The organism is Promicromonospora kroppenstedtii DSM 19349 (assembly GCF_000515355.1).
Classification (GTDB): domain Bacteria; phylum Actinomycetota; class Actinomycetes; order Actinomycetales; family Cellulomonadaceae; genus Promicromonospora; species Promicromonospora kroppenstedtii.
The window spans coordinates 79362-95823 of the sequence record NZ_KI911740.1 but is presented as its reverse complement, the minus strand read 5'-3'; the positions used below and the strand labels follow the sequence as shown (position 1 = coordinate 95823).

Below are 16462 nucleotides of genomic sequence, written 5' to 3'. Positions count from 1 at the left end.
TACTTCAGGCCTCCTTGTGCGCTCCGGTGCGCGATCGGTGGATCAATGACTCGAGCCGTAAAGTGTCCACCTTTCCGGCAACCGAACGTGGGATGTCGTCGACCATCACCAGGCTTACATGCTCTCGAGGAATCCCGATGCGATCTGCGATTACGGAATTGATCGATGTCAAAGACGAAGATTGATTCGACACTTTCACGCAGACATACAATCGGTCACGGGTCGCATGTGCCGCAACTTCCGGACCCAACAGTTGTCTTGCGATATCTCGAACGTCACCGAGATCCACGCGGTATCCGGATATTTTGACCACGTCGTCAGTGCGACCAACGAGCCAAAGAAGGCCGTCATCATCAATTGACCCCCGATCCCCCGTCGGGCGGGAAGCTTTGCACTCACGGGGCTCAAATAGGTCGCAGGCACTCGCAACATATCCCGACATGTTGTAGTCAGTCTTCGCGACGATCCTGCCAACTACGCCATTAGGAACCGGACGACCGAGGTCATCGACGATCTCGAGGGAGACACCCGGGATCGGGCGCCCACAACTACCCCACTTCTCTCGGGCGAGACCGGGAGGACTGATTGAGATTCTTGGCCCGGTCTCAGTTTGCCCATACATTAGGCGCAGGTCGATCCCTCTAGCACCACACAGCTCATATAATGGTGACACGAGTTCTTTTGGCACGGCCCCCCCGGCGAACATAATCCGTCGGACCCCGGACAGGTCTCGTCCGCGCTTCATGGCCGCTAAGACCATGGGGGCGGAACCTGCGGCAAACGCTAAGCTCGTAACCCCTCCGTTCTCCACAGAATCCCAGAACTCTCCCGCCGTCACAGACGACGAAGAAACGACCAAACGCGCGCCGACCAGCAAATGGGCTAATAGGTTCGAAAGGCCATAGGAATACGCAGGCGTAAGCGTGGTCATACCGACGTCCTGCGAATTCAGCCCGAGCTTCTTAGCTACCGACAGGGCGTTGCCTACTATTGCGCCTGCCCCCATCGAGACGTACTTTGGCCGCCCGCTCGATCCCGACGTCGGAAGTATTACCCTTCTATCCCGGTGCACGGCAGTATCCGTGCTGACGCCACTCGGGGCTATTTCGCCACGAGAATATATATGTGTGGCGCCAAGATTCCGAGCAGCGATCGCTGCTTGACCGGTATTGGCGGCGTCGACAAGTACGACTGGCAGTCCCTCGTCCAAAAGCCAGAGCAGCGCAGTCAAGTCCTCGACATTTCGGTGCAAGGAGCAGACCACGAGTGACTGCGAATCAGCCTCGTTTAAAGTCGGCCATGAGGAGTGCCCGAAACTCTCCAGCAAATCGACCACCGGGGTCGCGTCAGTCCCATCTGCCAACCGCTGCAACGAGGCTGACCTCGGAGCGAGATTCAGAAGGACACCCGAATTCGTTCTCTTGTCCCGATTGATTATGGCCTCCATCTGAGACGACTTCTGCTGACGATTTGTGAGTACTTCGCTCCGCTGAACGCGGCGTATCGGTGATCTCGCGCGAGCAGCGCGTGCCTTCTCCTTTCGCGTGCGTGCCACGATCGACGGCTCTACTAACGGAGCCAGACAACGGGCCTATGACATAGCCGCACTAATAGCGAGCCTCTTCGCCGAGTTCCGATATCAAATGGACGATCGATTCGCTCGCAACCAGCCTCTCGATCGCAATCGTTCGCCCGACGATCGTCTCGAATCGAGCGATTAGGTCAATCGCCTGTAATGAGGTGCCTTCTAGACTGAAGATGTCGTCGCCCGGCTCAGGTGACCTCCCGTAGACGTCACGAACTGCTGCCTCAAGTTCGGAACGGACACTGCTCATGTTCCACCTAACTCTCTGTCGAGCTCTGCATGTCGACTACAGGTGCGCTAGGCCTCTCGCGCTCCAGTGTCTGTTCACGGAAAAGACGCGCGAAGTAGCCCTCCCGCGAGAGGAGTTCCTCGAAACTGCCAGCTTCGACGATCTGACCGGCCTCCATCACGTAAATACGTTCCATTTCCCGGAGCGTCCATGCCCTATGGGAGACCACGATGGTGGCGCGTTCCTTACGCGACCGTCGCAACTCATCGAAGATCTCCACTTCGGTCTCGGCGTCGATGGCAGACGACGGTTCGTCCAGCACCCAGATATCCGCATTGCGCAAATAGACCCTTGCGAGTGCAAGTCGTTGCCATTGCCCGCCAGATAGACCTACGCCTCCCCACACCTCGCCCAGCTGGGTGCTCACTCCCTGCCCCAGACCATCAACGAAATCTTCGGCTCGTGCCGATCGAAGCGCGTCCATGACTTCGCTGTCGGTCGCTCCACCCGAGCGGCCCAATGCCACTGATTGAGACACGGTGAGTTCGTACTTGCCGAAGTCCTGGGCCATGGCGCCAAAATTGGATAGCCACCAGTCTTGTGCAGCCGGCGCCACTGGCCTGCCGTTGACCAACACCCGCCCACCCGCAATGGGCAGCATTCCGAGGAGCCCGTTGAGCAGCGTCGTTTTCCCTGCGCCATTGCGCCCGACGATCGCAATCATCTCGCCTCGACTTAAGGACAGTGAGGCCTCGCGAACTGCTGGCCGCGAGCTTTCAGGATAGAACAGGGTGAGATCACGAACTTCGAGGGTCTCAATTGGTCCGGCCTCTTCGGAGGCGAATCGACTTACCTGGGGTGGGACTGGCCGACTGAGGAATACGACGAGAGACGCCACCGTGGGCCCGTATTGGACCAATAGTGCAATCTTCGATCCACCCGTTGCGACAGCATTCACAGCACCGAAGACTCCATAGACCGCCGCAGTCGCCACCGGTGTGAATCCGACACCTAAGAAGACTGCACCAATTGCCAGCGCGAACAACGTGCCGTTGACTGCAGCTGCGATTCCGGTAGCTTGAAGACCTGCTCGGATCGGACCTTTGCGGACCTCGCATATTCGGGCTTGTGCTTCTTTCTCAAGCTCACCGATGCGATCGACTGTCCCGAATGATGTCAGCTCGAGTAATGCGGACCTGCTGCCAAGTGTTTCTCTCAGGTATCGCTCGCGCCTGTAGATCTTCCCGAGGAGGAGCCACATCCTCTTGTGGGCGCGGCTAATGTATACGCCGATTGTGACTGCTGGGATTATCGTGAGCACTGTCAGTCCCGCAGCAGCTAGGCTGTAGTTTGCAAGGGCAATCACTACGCCGATAGCACCCAGGATTGATTCAACGGCCATAAGCGCATCGCCGTAGACGCGTGAGATGTGATCGACTATCGCCCTGCTGTGTCCTTCGATCTCCGACGCGAGGTCCTCTGTCGCAATCTCGTGCGGTTCGAGTTTCGCGGTGCGGTCCGCCAGCTGACCCTGAAGGGTTGCTCCCGTCTCCAGTTGCACGATCTCGGCGATGAAGTCGCGAACTGTTCGCAGCGAACTGACAAGTCCCACCAGGACTATTATGGACGCGATTTGCGGTGCGATCGTCTGATATGTGGCATTATCTGTTCCCAGTTCCTCAATCAGCGAAGCCATCAACAGGACTTGTGCGGCGGGCACGCAAGCGAAGGCAATCGAGAATAGCGCGACCAACGCGCCACATACTGGAGAAGCCTTAAAGCTTGCGCCAACGATGAAAATGCTGTTCCGGATCATTCAAGATTCCTTGTTCTCGCGATCGCCAGAGGTGGGCAATTCGTGAGTTTCACTCGTTGGTAGTCCACGCCGAACTCGACACCGGCCGCCTCGATCGGAAGAGGCGTCGCCACCATGGCCCCTCGCATACCAACTCCGAGCGATTTCGCCACCGATTCGCGGCAAGCCCAGCGCCACGCAAATTCGGCAAACTGTGCCTCCAATCTGCCCATCGCAGTTAGTTTGGGAGCAAGCAGCTGCCGAAGCCGCCACGAAACTGGCCGGGAGCACTGAATGTCTACGCCAATTCTCACGTTCACCGGTGTGTAGGCGACGGCACACCATGGCCCATCGTGCGATATGGAGATCGATCTGCCTGGGACACCGCGCAGAAACGGCCTCCCGCTCGACTCGTGGCCCACCATCTCCTCATAGTTCGAGTAGTCATACCCCTCACCTTGCAGGATGCCCTCGAAGAGCTCGAAGCACCGCCATCTTTGCGCCTCTCGGTCGGGTTCCGCGCCGCCGACTAGTTCTGCGACGGCAATGAAGATCGTTGACACTGAGCCTGGCAGGCGGCAGACAATAGGTGGTGTAGTTACTGCCACGGCTATTTCGCCCTCGCAACGACGCCTGTCACGGCATCGAAAAGCGTTCCAGCCGTTGCGAACGTGTCCCAGTTAAGGGCATCGAGCGGCAGTTCTACATCCCACTCTGTCTCGATCACGACGACCAGCTCAACGAGCGACAGCGAGTCCAGTCCCGCCGCCTCGAGTTCGGTTTGACGCGAGATTCCGCCGGTAAGCCGGGACATATAAGGTTCGAGAACTTCGGCAAATCTCTCCCACGAAACTCCAGCCACAGGATACGCCTCCATATTCACATGTCGCCCATTGTCACTAGAATTCGACGATTCCCCTCGAAGGGCATTCGTCCATGCATGTGCTGTTGGTTGTCGAGTGCGATCACGTCTCCGCGCGCCCACTTCGGTTTTGCCGCCAGGTTCAGCGCTAGATCCCGGACCTGCCTAAGGTCGTGGAGTTCGATCTCTTCACCATCGCCATAAGACACGCTGTGGGGAATAGCGTTAGGCCCGAACATGCGCTCGAAGACATTACGCTCACGTTCACTCATGCTCATCCGAGGATCCCACTGGTCTGCTTGGTTGAACCATAGAGCGCTTCCCGTCTCGCGGTGCGCGCGCAGCCCCGGGCGGTGCCTGATAATGCGCAGGTCGCCATTCTCCTCCCACAAAAAGGAGACCTTGCGCTTTGCGAGGTGTGCCTCGCATTCGGCGCGAGAGTCCGTTTGGTATTGTTCCATCCAAGTTTTTCCGGGACGGCGGCCGTCGTGGGGGAGCAGCTGTGAGTAGCGCACACCCCTGGAAGCGAAATCACTGACGATGCGTCGCGGTAAAGCTTCGAGCAGTTCGGATGCGTCACAAAGGGGAGTCTCACCACCCGTGGACGGCGGGTCGACGCAGACAAAGACGAGTAGTTGCGGAACCTTAACCTCATAGGATAATTCCTGGTGAAGGCTGAGAGTCTGCCGATTTGGGTACTCCGTTGAAGTGTAGACAGCGTCTGCAAGTTTCTTCCGCGGTGAGTTTCCGCCGATGTACTCCATGGCCTCGAGACCTGCGCCCTGGCTCAGGGTTTCCAGCCACGTCTCGGGCTCCCCAAGATGTTTCACGTTCCTGATCAACACGGGACTGCGCAAGCGATTTCCCTCTTGCGTCCATCTGTCACGGACAAGCGCGCCTGCGTCTCGATCGCTCAGGCGTGTTCCGTCGACTACGTCAATCCGCATCGCTGCTGAATCCCTCCGCAGTTCGGGTCGCACTACTATTGAGAAGGCGCTCCCGTATCTTCATCCGGTCGACCTTTCCATTTGCGGTCGTTGGCAGGCGGTGCATGTTGAGCCATCGGCGCGGCACTGCCGTCGGGCCCCACCTCTTCCCAATGATTGGCGTCAGTTCGCGGCGTAGGAGCGAGATGTCCAAGGCACCGACGATTGCTACACCGAGGCCGCGGACGTACTCGTCATCGCTGGCGAGCGGGACGACCGCCGCATCTTGAACGCCCCGGACCGAAAGCAACAACAGCGTCAGTGCGCGCACATCGATGTTCTCCCCGTGCACTACGACCATTTCGTCGACTCGCCCTGCAAGAAAGACGTACCCATCGGCATCGATTCTCGCCAGATCCCCGGCGCTCCGGTACTCGTTGAGTGCTCCTCGGATTCGCGAGAGAGATTTGATAAAGAGCTCGCCGACCACGTTGGGCTCCGTGAGGCGGCGCCCATCGCTTGTGCGCACTTCCGCACGTCCCCAAACGGGCCGTCCTGAGGTCCCCGGTCGCACACTCTGATCGATCCCGCTAGCTACGAGCGTCCCAATCCCTTCTGTCGTCGCATACATATCAAACACTCTCGATGCCCCCAGGTGGTCCGTCCATGCCTGACGGGAATCGGGAGGAGTGGGGCCACCTGTCGTCACGACGTTCTCTATTGTTCGGGGACTCCATTTTTGGGTGTCTAGGAGGCTGGCCAGTGCCTGGAACTCAGCCGGAGGAAACAACGCCCACGTCACGTGGCCGGTATCAATGAGCCGCGCAACACTCGCCGATCGGAAAGTGTCGGCGACCACGACGCGCAGGCGTCCCTCGAATGCACAGTAGAACGCCCAGAGAAATGCCGAATGCGTCCATACGCCACCGATATAGCAGACTGAGGAATCTGTCAGGCCCGTGACCTGGTACCCCGAGGGCATTGGCGAGAGCTGGCCGACCGGTATCTCGCCGAGCTTCTTGGCGCCTGTCGTTCCCCCGCTCGCGACATACACCGCGTCTTCGCGCTGTCTCAATCGCTGCGCTAGGTGCGGAGCGCTCGCGATCCGCAGATCCGCCGAACGATAGCCGGCTACTCCGCGTTCCACATGAACGTACGCTTTGAGTTCAGCTCCGGCGGAAGACCCCTTCTCATCCGCAGCTGGCGTGGTCAGGAATCCCTCCGGAACCACGGCCACGACTCCCGGATGGAGCGCGGCCGCAATCAGGTCAACGATTCCGTTGAGCCCGCGCCTTGGCGTCATCACAACGAGCTCGCGATCGCGAATGCTTTCATGCCATCCGTGTAGGACGGCACGCGCCTGGCGGACCAGTTCATCCCAGGAGCAGAGGACGGCGCCATCGATCTCGGCGATCACGACCCCTCCGTCATCGGCCGGATCAATCAATTCGAGCCTCCGTCGATCTGCCGACCAAATTCTCGAGAAGTGAATTCAGCACACCGCCAAAGGACTTGGTTGCGTCGCGAGGCTCCCTTGCCCTCGGCAGATCCCAGCGAAGTGAGATCCATTCGTCGGCGAAGCTCAGATCGACGAACGCCCTTGCAACCTCCGGCACGATCTCCAGTTCGAAGCTTGCGCCCTGGACCTCCAAAACTTCCCCGCTCGATGCGCGACCAAGTTCGTTCGCATTCCGCCTGACATTTAGTCGGAGGCTCCGCGCTCTGAGCGACCGGGCGCGGTCTAGGTTTAGATTCGAGTCAAAGTCAAGCGGATGGTGCTCGCTGGCCCGGGCCTCGTTAAGTAGTGTGCGCCACAATTTGGATGCGAATACTCCAGAGAGCACCGGCAGTTGGAGCTCCGTCGCTGGCAGTGTGAGGTTCACATTGCCGGGGCCCATATATGCTGCACCGGGCACTGGACTCGCCCGGCGGTGGAGTAGACTCATGGGTACTCTGAGGTCTTTGGGTGCCCGAATGCATTCACGCCACGCCGCGCCGATGCACATAAGCAATATGCTCGTGGGGTTGGAGTTAATTAACCTACTGGTTCTGGATATCGGAAGACTGTAAATCGCGGTGCCCTTCTCGCGCACCCGCAGTCTTTCCCATTCGAATCCTGACCAGTACGACTCATACTCAAGAAGCGACGATGCACTCTGCTGCGCGTTCAACTTACTCCGCCGTGAGTGAAGTCTTCTATTCTCGTGCTCCAATACACTCGAAAGCGGCAGAATCTGCATCGTGCGGCCGGCCTGGGAAGTGTTGGCGATGCGCCGCGAGAGCTGTTGTGTGAATGCTTTGAGCCCTGCCGCATCAGCAAACATGTGCGACGCGGCGATCACCGCCGAGTAGATTCCATCCTCGCGTTCGTATGTGAAGAACTGGACCGGTGCGGCATCGAGTTGGATCCGCCAGCTGCCGACCGTGAAACGATTATGTATTACACGGACCGCCCAGTCGCGGCTGCCGCGCAGTGTTGTATCCGTGACGGGAATCGGAAATGAACCCGCCTGCAGGCCGGCCATACCCGACCTGGTCTGCACCAGGACCCATCTCTGCAGTTCGAAATCCGCGCACAACTCCCGGATGTGCATCGCCAGCTCGTCTTTCGATTTGGTGCCTTGTGGCAGTACGTCCCCTACAACTACCCATCTTTCTGGCTCACGATTCATCTCTCGTATCCAGGACCACTCCTCGGCCTGGCCCCAGGACAAGTCGATCATCATCACCAGCCTCCCGAAACGTCGTCTCGTGCAAGGGCACGCAACGTCGCGCGGTCCGGTTTGCCGTTTGAGGTCAACGGGATCGCGGCCAGTCTGACAAACCGTTGTGGCAACCGCTCTGTGCCGAGAAACGACGCCATGTGCTCGATGAGCGTTGCTCGTGAGACATCGTCTCCGCAGACGGCAAATAGCGTCGACCTGCCGGCCTCATGTGGTGGCACGCAAACCGCCGCTTCAACGCCGGCACACGATCGTGCTGCGACCTCGATCTCAGCGACGGACACTCGGTGGCCCCGTTCCTTGTAACCATCACCGAGTCGCCCGACCACGTGTATCCGACCGTCGAGATCTAGCATGCCAAGGTCCTCTGTATCGAGCTCTCGGACGCCGTCAATTGTTGGGAACTTCAAGCTCGTCGAGATTGGGTCCCGCCAATACCCGACCGCGAGGTGCGGCCCTCGCACATGTATGCGTCCAACCGTTCCAGGGCTCACCGTTCTGCCACTTCCGTCGCGTATAACCACTTCTGTGTCCCTGAGCGGCGTGCCGCTGCTGGTGGCCGACACCTTCCATTCATTTGGCTCAGATATCGAGACCCTCTTGCACTCCGTGATGCCGTACATCGTCACGATTCCTGCGTTCGGCGCGAGGCTCGCGATTCGCTCAAGGACCGATCTGTCGACGGGTTCGCCGGTGAGTGTCACCAACCGCAACACATTGCTCATCGCAAGAGGGTTGCTTTTCACTGTTGCCAAGCGCGCAAGCGACGGCGTCAGGGCCAACACGGTCGCGGATGACCATTCAACAGCCCGCTGGAACCAGCCGAACTCGCCTGAGGGATTGCACAGGAAGAGAGTGGCACGAACCGAGAGGCTGAGCAGCATCTGGTACAAGCCGTAATCGAACGATAGACGGATGGGCGACAGAACATGATCGCCATGGCTATACCGAAGTCGCTCATTGATCATTTCAAGGCAGAACTCAATTTGCTCACGCGCGAGCATGACCCCGCGCGGAATCCCTGTCGAACCAGATGTATACATCAGCAATGCGAGGGCGGACATCGCCTTGGTGTCTACCTGTCGACTGCTGCGCAACGCCACCGGAACGACCTCACCCTCGAGCAGCTCTACGCTCGCACCCGCATCCTCGACGACAGCACGGCGGCGAGAACTGGGCCACTCGCTGTCATACGGGACGACGGTTGCGTCCACGGACATAGCTGCAAGTAGGGACACGACGTCCCCGCACGAGTGGGTGGTCCGCACAGCGACCCGGTCCCCGGCCCCCACGCCGGCGTCTCGTAGCGCGGCTGCCATCAGTTCCGCCCGGTCGATCAGCTCCGGGTAGGTGAGCGTCGCTGTTCTGTCCACAACGGCTACACTCCCGTTGTCGCTCTCTGCGCGAGTCAGAATTTTGGACAACACGTCCCATGGCATGCCTACCGACCGTCCTTCCGGTGCCACCCAACTCCAACGGTGTACAGAGGTGTCGCGCTCCGACGGGCCTGCTCGGTAAGCACCGCACTGTCGTGAACTTCGCCGTGGACATCGATCAGGCAGTCCAAGTTGGACAGCGCTGTCAACTGTCCGTCGGCTTCCAATTCGAGAACTTCGGCCCCACGTAGCCGGAGCTCCTCGGCAAGCCACACTGCCCGTGATCCCCGCTTATCACTGGAGCCTCGCTTGAACCCCATTCCGACGATGCCCACGGCCTTTCGATGGAGTTCGCCGATCTCGCGCTCGATACGTCCGACTACCCATTCCTCGTATCGCTCGGACAACTTGATCGGAGCCCACATAAAGTCCGCGGCACCGAATGGGCCGTCGAGCACCGCGAGGGCTTTGGCATCTTTCGGCAGACAAGGTCCCCCTACGAAGCCCGCTCTACTAAGCCCGTGCGCACGAGGATAACTCGCCCGCAGAGCCGTCCGAATCTCATCGAACGAACATTCATACTGAGTAGCCAGCACCTCAAAATAGTTGGCAAGTTGGAAGTTAAAGTAGCGATACCCATTAGTTATGAGTTTCGAGAGTTCGGCCGCCTCCCAATTCGGGAGCGAGATGCAGTCCATTCCCATGCTCTCAAACCACGACGTTGCACGTTCCACAGCAGGAAGGGGACCACCCAGCAGCTGTGGGATCTCAAGAACCTCCCGCTCGACTACCCCTTCAAGCGATCGCTCTGGCGCGACGACGAGGTCGCACGCGACGCCGCGCTCGGCGAGATATTCGCCAATGCCCCGCGTGGTACCTGGCGAGACCGTCGATCGAATGAGGAGCAGATGTGATGAGTTCAGGAATGGCGCCAATTCCTCGACCACACCATTGATACTTCCCCTTGTCGCGCCGTTGTCGCCTTCAGTTCCCACCACAACGACAATCACCGTCGCGTCTGCGACAAGTTCGATTTTCGTCGAAACTTCGCGAATTCTGAGGTCTGGCCGCTCGTCAAATCGCGCTCGCCAAAGTTCAACGCGATCGGCATCCTTGTCAATTACCAACGTCTCACAAAACCCAGCGATCGCGGCCGAGAGCGACGATCCAATCTCGCCACACCCCCCGACTACTGCGACGCGTTGTTTCTCCCCGTGTGCGCTCCCCGATTCATCTGCCATCTCAAAAGCGAATCCGTCGAAACTCAAAGCCGCCCCTCCATGAATTGGTTTGAGACCCATGGAACTAAATCATCGAGAACTTCGGAGAGTTGCTTCTCTGCTCGAAAATTGAGCAGGTCTGCAGCTTTCGAAACGGACGGACTGCGTTGTGCCACATCTCCGTCGATAGCCGGATCAAACACGACATCGAACCCAACATCCGGCCTCATTCTGCGCCAGATCATCTCTGCCACCTCTATGATCGAATGTGACTGTTCGATCGAAAGATTGAAATCCTCTCCCCTACCCTTTTCGGTGGTCATCGCCATTGCAATGCCCCGTGCAATATCCTCGGCGGCAGTAAAGTGCCTTCGCTGCTGACCGTCGCCGAGAATATGCAAAGGCGCCTGGCCGAGCAACACCTTGTGAATCAGGTCCGGAATGACATGGCCCATCACCAGTTTGACGCTTCCGGATTCTCGGCTAAAGCCGCGGACCGCTCGGGTCTCACCGGTACCCACGCAATTGAACGGGCGAACGATCGTGTACGGCAAGCCATAGTGGTGCCCTGCGGCACGCACATATGTCTCCATGGCGCGCTTTTCCATTCCGTAGGAGAGGTGGGGCGGGGGCAGTTTCGACTCGAGGCCTTCAGGAGTGGGCCACGTCTTAGCCTCGGCGAAAACTATCGAGGAACTGACAGCTACGTAGCGCTTCAGCCCACGTGTCCGCTCGTGATAACGGATAGCTGCGCCGAGAGTGGCCGCGGTAAGTCCAGAATTATAAAGGCCGACTGAGCCGTCATTAACAGTCAAGTACGGAAGCCCTCCGACCGCCGCGGCGTTAGCAACGACATAGTCCGCGCCATCCATCAGCCCGCTCAGAAGACTTTCGTCGAGGACTGAGCCTCTAACGTGCGTGTACGCCTCGTGAGCAAACGGCTGGCGTTCCCCGTACTTCGAGTCATCGTCCACCCCAACCACGTCGAAACCGCGCTCGATTAGGTGCGGTATCAAGTGACTCGCCACGAATCCATTGGCCCCCGTGACTAGAACGCGCACGCCTATCTCCCGTCATTTCTCGAACTGAGGACACTTCTATATTCGTCGAGCATTCGCTGCGCGTACGCTGACCAGGACTCCCCGATGCGCCCATCCCTCAACGCTGGTGGGATGTGGTGACGCACGTTCTCAGACATATCGAGCGCACGATGGATAATCGCCTCAGTGATACCTCCGTCATACGTGTTTAGCATCGGCTCATCGATTTCGTCGGCATCGTCGATTGCCGCCCCACGCCGGGGAACCCAGACAGGAGTGCCGAGCGACAGGGCCAATCCCGCGACACTCGACTTCACGGCCTGAACCGTCCCAATCAAAGCCAGACTCGCGGCGCGGAAGTAGAGCGCGACGTCGCTCTCCGGGACAAAATGCAGGTCCAGTCTTATGCCCCGGGGGTCACGCTCACCAGCCTGTCTGATCTCTCGTTCCAGCGCGCTGTCTGTTACGCCACCGGCGACGAGTAGGGTGCACGCGCGGTTCGTCCGCTGCCTGTAGCGTGCAAACGTATCGATCATGCCGGGAAGGTTCTTGTAGTGGCGGGCGGATCCGAATGCGAGTGCTATGGGCTCGTCCGTCGGCAGGCCCAATAGTCGCCGTGCGTTCTCGCTCGATTCGGTCTCGTGGGCGTAGACGCCTACATAGTTGCGGTTTCCTAGCAGCCGGCGCTTCTTGCTAATTAGAACTGGGAACTTTGCGATGAATTCGTCACCTAGGGAAGCGTTGCAGGAGACGAATAGGTCGGACATCGCGGCGAATCGCATCATGAACTTGTCAGTCAGTTCCCGGAATACTGGTTCGTGCGGCATGGTGTTGTTCGCATCCCACACAAGTTTCGTACCGCGCTTCTGCGCGGCCGCAAGCGAATTAAGTACCCACATGGCTGACAACGCCGCTAGCCAGGGTGTCTTCTCTCGTCTAGGCAGCCATTCCGGCCAATGGACGTGGATGATGTCGTAATCCCCACGTCTCGCGGCATTTAGCGAGAAATCTCTTACTTCTACACTCGCGATCCTCTCGAACTCTCGAAAGAGCAGCGTAACGTCGACGTTCCCAGCTGAGTACCTGTTGTAATGTGGCGACGTAATGACAATTGGATCGCGCAACGCCTCTCCCTTGCTTCTTTGCGGACGCGGCTCAACTCGATTCCGGCCTCCACGCGGGTACTCCGGCGCCTCCTTGCGACGTGGCCCTTTGTCCAGGTCGTCGTAGAGAGAAAGGGCCTGCAGTATTCCCATGGCGACACTTTCAGGTGCCGACCGCAGCCTGAGGAACCAGTGCTCTTCACGGTCAGTGCGCCCCCCTCTACGTGGCGGCGGATCCTCCTAACGTCGTCGTAAGTGATCGATCACCTGAACCAGACGTTACCGAGTGATCGATCACACTGCAAGGGTTTGCCGCAAATCGCCGGATTATGAAGCTCGCCGTCGAGCGCCTCGCTCGTCGTGGTCGACGTGCGGTCGTTGCGCCGGCTAGTGACCAGGTCTCTCACCGACGCGCGGTCACCATCGGGCAGGGGGACGTGACGCCCGGTGCTGGTCAGACCAACCAGGATGCGATCGAAGCGGGCACGTTGGGTTGGGTCACGCACTGCGGTGGCCGCCTCGGCGACCAGCACGCTCGACTCCCCTTGCGACAGCCCGCGGCCAGGACCCGTACGCGCCGTACCTCACCTGCTCGGTGCCGAGTTAACTAGCTCGGTTGTGCTCTGTGGCGACTCAGCGCCGGAGTTCGCTGCTCACCTCCGACGTAGAGCCCGAACTCCCGAAAGGAGCGATCATGCCGCGCACCAGCCCAGCACCTGCCCATTCCGCCCGCCTGGTCCCGCTGACTGAGGCCGCCGCGCACTTCCACGTATCCACCAAGACGCTGCGCCGCCGTATCGCCGACGGCACCATCACTGGATATCGCGTCGGTCGTCTCATCCGGGTAGACCTCAACGAACTGACCCAACGCCTTGTCGTCACGATCCCCTCAGCGCACTCCGTGTGAGCGCTCGCTGATCAACGACCGCGGAGACGGCTGGACGCGCAGCGGTGCGGGCCCAGCCGTTGATGCGTCACGCAGCGTTGCCCTCCGGTGTGTTCGCGCGCTCCTTCTCCAGCCGGATCTCCTCCCCCACCGCCGCACTCATGCGCGCGGCGAGCTCGATATCCCGGGCCATCGTCGCCTTCTGGTACCGCAGCACCACCGAGACGTCAGAGTGCCCGCCACGTCGCATGAGCTCGGCCAGGGTCGCCCCCTCCTGCGCGATCCGGGTCAACCCCGTGTGCCTCAGGTCATGGAACCGGTAGCCCTCCGGAAGTCCCGACACTGCGCCCCGAGCGCCCACCCAGATGCCATTCCATCGCGACGCCGACAGGTACTGGCTACCTCGCGCTTCACTCGGTACCACCGGCGCCGTCCGCCCCCGCCCCACGTGCTGGTCGAGATGGTCGCGCAGCCGCTCGATCATGAGCGGAGGCACAGCCATCGACCGGCGGCCGCTGTCCGACTTCGGGTCCGTGAGCTTGCCCGTGCTCCCGTTCTTCTGCCGCCGCACGTACAGGGTCGCCGCAGTCCGGTCGCCGTTCCAGACGATGTCGTGCCGCTGCAGCCCCAGCGCCTCCCCGCGCCTGAGCTGGCACCACGCCGCGAAGAGCACGGCGATCCGCCAGGGCTGCGGCACGGCCGCGTAGAGCGCGTCGACCTGCGTGGGTGTGGCGACGTCGTCCTCGGGTGTGTGGGCGTCGTTGTGCCGCACGGACTTCCGGGTCGGCGTCGGCGCGTCCGGCATCGCCGCGAGCAGCCCGTCGCGCACCGCCGCCCGGAGGACCATCTTCAACACGTCGACGGCGTCGCCCGCGATGCCGTTGTGCTTGGCGCCCTCCTTGAGCACCGACGGCATCGCGACGAGCTTGATCACGAGGGCACGCACCCGCTCGGTGTCGATCTCCCGAACCTTCACGTCCCCGAGCGGCGCCAAAAGGTAGTTGCGTACCCGCCCTCGGTAGGCGATCACGGTCCCCGGCCGACGGAGCTTGCCACCCTTGCCAGGCTCGGTCGCGATGCGCTCCAGCCACCGCTCGGCATACTCGCGAAACGTCACGTCCCGCGCGGCAGCGGCCTCTGCTGCGGCCCGACGCCGTCGCACAGCCTCGTCGGGCGGAAGCCACTCCCCTCGGCTGATCTTCGCGTGCACCCCGTTGAGCCACTCGCGAGCGTCACCCTTCGTGAGGAAGGTCAGTGGCTTGTCGTCCTCGGTGCGCGCCGAGTAGACCCTGTCGTCCGGACCCACATAACGTGCCTGCCAGCGCTTCGAGGGCAGCTTGCGCAGCCTGCCCCATGCCTCTCGCTTCTGAGGCCGTACCTCGGTTTTCGTGCCCATCGTCGGTTCCCTCCTGGTCGTGTCGGCGTGCCTCCTGCGTGCCTCTCGGGGAGGCAATTCGGGGCTCCTCACGTCCATAGGTGTCCACGACACCCCGGCACGCGAAAAGGCCCGGATCCGCGGAATTCCGCGGATCCAGGCCTCTGACCAGGCCGACCGCCCAAAGGCGGCCGAGCGACCAACTAGAAGTTGATCATGTGACCAGACGTCGCCCAGACATCAGCGACCGAAGAAACGCCCGCGTCTCCTCATCCGTCGAATAGATCAGTGTCCCGACCATCCCCCGTGTCAGCAGAACCTTGTATGTGTTCCGAGTGAGCCGCTCGAACTGACCCTCGGTGACGCTCTTCTTGGTCAGTTCCCCGTCACGGCTCTCGGCTCGCCGCACAACCCAGCCCCCTCCACCCCCATCGGCCGCCTGCCGCCAGATGAGATCCGGCCCGAGAATCACTCCGTTCCAGTCGTACTCGAATCCTTGCGCCGTATAGACGCATCCCACCTGACCAAACCCAGCCGGATCAGTCGCCCACAACGGAGACGGCGGTGCTCCGCCCACCGAGCGTTCGCCACGCAGGTTCCACGGACGTTGCCACGCACCGATCGTGACGTCCGGAACCAGAGACCCATCGTCACGCGGATCGGACCACGGCCAGCAGTAGCCGGCCGTCATCCGCGCGCCCTTGCCCGCATTCCGGTAGGCCTGCAACCGAGCCTCGAGCTCCTCCGGCGAGTCCACGACGTCGACCTCGAAATTCTCGTCGACGCCGTCCCAAGGCTGCGGCCCGTCCTCGACATCACGCAGGCCGAGCAGCCGCTCGACCCACTCGATGTACGCGAGGCTGCCGCCGGAGCGGAACTGGTCGGTCAGATCGATCTGCCGAACCTCGAGCCCCTTGGCCTCAGCCGCGAGACGAATTTCGTCGGGTGTACCCATCTCGCCGGGCCGTACCACCTGGTTCTGATCCAGAAGGAATACGGGCACGCGAGCGGCGTCGAGCAGCTCGTCGACCTGCGCACGTGCCTTCTCCCGGAGTTCCTTGCGTGCGTACCGGTCCACCGACTTCTCCCGAATGCGGTGAGCCTCGTCCAGGATCAACACCTCGAGGCCGTTGCGCTCTGCCTCCATGAAGTTGTTGAAGTACTTGAACAGGCCCTGCGTCCGCGTGGAGCCCTTGCCCGCGACCTTCCGAAGCGTCTGTGTGAAGCTGCGCGACCCCGTCGCGTGGATCGCCGTCCGACCCTCACGGGCAAGTTCCCCATGAGCGACAGTGCGATCACGGACTTACCCGAACCCGGGCCACCCGTCACCAGGACCACGGAC

The 16462-nt window shown here is 60.6% G+C and carries 15 protein-coding genes; 1 reads left to right on the top strand and 14 read right to left on the bottom strand.

The genetic code is table 11. The features are described from left to right. Nucleotides 1–4 precede the first annotated feature (4 nt). The 12 genes from PROKR_RS38255 to PROKR_RS33025 form a co-directional block, all read right to left on the bottom strand. Nucleotides 5–1447, bottom strand: a complete 1443-nt coding sequence (locus PROKR_RS38255) for a class I adenylate-forming enzyme family protein (protein ID WP_084800624.1) — start codon at nt 1445–1447, stop codon at nt 5–7. 160 nt (nt 1448–1607) lie between these two features. Continuing rightward, entirely contained in the window at nt 1608–1835 is a 228-nt protein-coding gene (locus PROKR_RS31860; protein WP_084800623.1) for a phosphopantetheine-binding protein, read from the bottom strand. Between the two features lie 7 nt (nt 1836–1842). After that, a complete protein-coding gene (locus tag PROKR_RS31855; RefSeq protein WP_084800622.1) occupies nt 1843–3630 on the bottom strand; it encodes an ABC transporter ATP-binding protein in 1788 nt (595 codons plus the stop codon). Between the two features lie 589 nt (nt 3631–4219). Next, nucleotides 4220–4486: a phosphopantetheine-binding protein gene (locus PROKR_RS22905; protein ID WP_084800621.1), complete on the bottom strand. Its 267-nt coding sequence runs from the start codon at nt 4484–4486 to the stop codon at nt 4220–4222. A gap of 2 nt (nt 4487–4488) precedes the next feature. Further along, a complete protein-coding gene (locus PROKR_RS31850) occupies nt 4489–5418 on the bottom strand; it encodes a TauD/TfdA family dioxygenase (RefSeq protein WP_084800620.1) in 930 nt (309 codons plus the stop codon). Beyond that, entirely contained in the window at nt 5408–6814 is a 1407-nt protein-coding gene (locus PROKR_RS31845) for an AMP-binding protein (RefSeq protein WP_084800619.1), read from the bottom strand. The genes PROKR_RS31850 and PROKR_RS31845 overlap by 11 nt, the downstream gene beginning before the upstream one ends. 22 nt (nt 6815–6836) lie before the next feature. Then, entirely contained in the window at nt 6837–8123 is a 1287-nt protein-coding gene (locus PROKR_RS33030; RefSeq protein ID WP_157602542.1) for a hypothetical protein, read from the bottom strand. Then, nucleotides 8123–9559, bottom strand: a complete 1437-nt coding sequence (locus PROKR_RS31840; protein WP_084800618.1) for a class I adenylate-forming enzyme family protein — start codon at nt 9557–9559, stop codon at nt 8123–8125. The genes PROKR_RS33030 and PROKR_RS31840 overlap by 1 nt, the downstream gene beginning before the upstream one ends. 2 nt (nt 9560–9561) lie before the next feature. Beyond that, complete coding sequence (locus PROKR_RS31835) at nt 9562–10797, bottom strand: Rossmann-fold NAD(P)-binding domain-containing protein (protein ID WP_084800617.1); 1236 nt, start codon at nt 10795–10797, stop codon at nt 9562–9564. Further along, nucleotides 10761–11777, bottom strand: coding sequence for an NAD-dependent epimerase/dehydratase family protein (locus PROKR_RS31830; protein ID WP_169736526.1), 1017 nt, complete (start codon nt 11775–11777; stop codon nt 10761–10763). Before PROKR_RS31830 ends, PROKR_RS31835 begins: the two co-directional genes overlap by 37 nt. Before the next feature lie 2 nt (nt 11778–11779). Further along, nucleotides 11780–13012, bottom strand: a complete 1233-nt coding sequence (locus PROKR_RS22885) for a glycosyltransferase family protein (protein WP_157602539.1) — start codon at nt 13010–13012, stop codon at nt 11780–11782. Nucleotides 13013–13122: 110 nt separating this feature from the next. Beyond that, nucleotides 13123–13392 carry a hypothetical protein gene (locus tag PROKR_RS33025; RefSeq protein ID WP_157602536.1) on the bottom strand — a complete coding sequence of 90 codons (270 nt, stop codon included), beginning with the start codon at nt 13390–13392 and terminating at the stop codon, nt 13123–13125. Nucleotides 13393–13553: 161 nt separating this feature from the next. Between PROKR_RS33025 and PROKR_RS31825 the strand changes: the two genes are divergently transcribed. After that, on the top strand, nt 13554–13766 hold the full coding sequence (locus PROKR_RS31825) for a helix-turn-helix domain-containing protein (RefSeq protein WP_084800615.1): 213 nt from the start codon (nt 13554–13556) through the stop codon (nt 13764–13766). A 67-nt stretch (nt 13767–13833) separates the two neighbouring features. On the opposite strand, the gene PROKR_RS22875 is transcribed toward PROKR_RS31825, so the two are convergent. Then, nucleotides 13834–15141 carry a tyrosine-type recombinase/integrase gene (locus PROKR_RS22875; protein WP_036967965.1) on the bottom strand — a complete coding sequence of 436 codons (1308 nt, stop codon included), beginning with the start codon at nt 15139–15141 and terminating at the stop codon, nt 13834–13836. A 193-nt stretch (nt 15142–15334) separates the two neighbouring features. Beyond that, on the bottom strand, nt 15335–16369 hold the full coding sequence (locus tag PROKR_RS22870) for a DNA/RNA helicase domain-containing protein (RefSeq protein WP_425414931.1): 1035 nt from the start codon (nt 16367–16369) through the stop codon (nt 15335–15337). Nucleotides 16370–16462 lie beyond the last annotated feature (93 nt).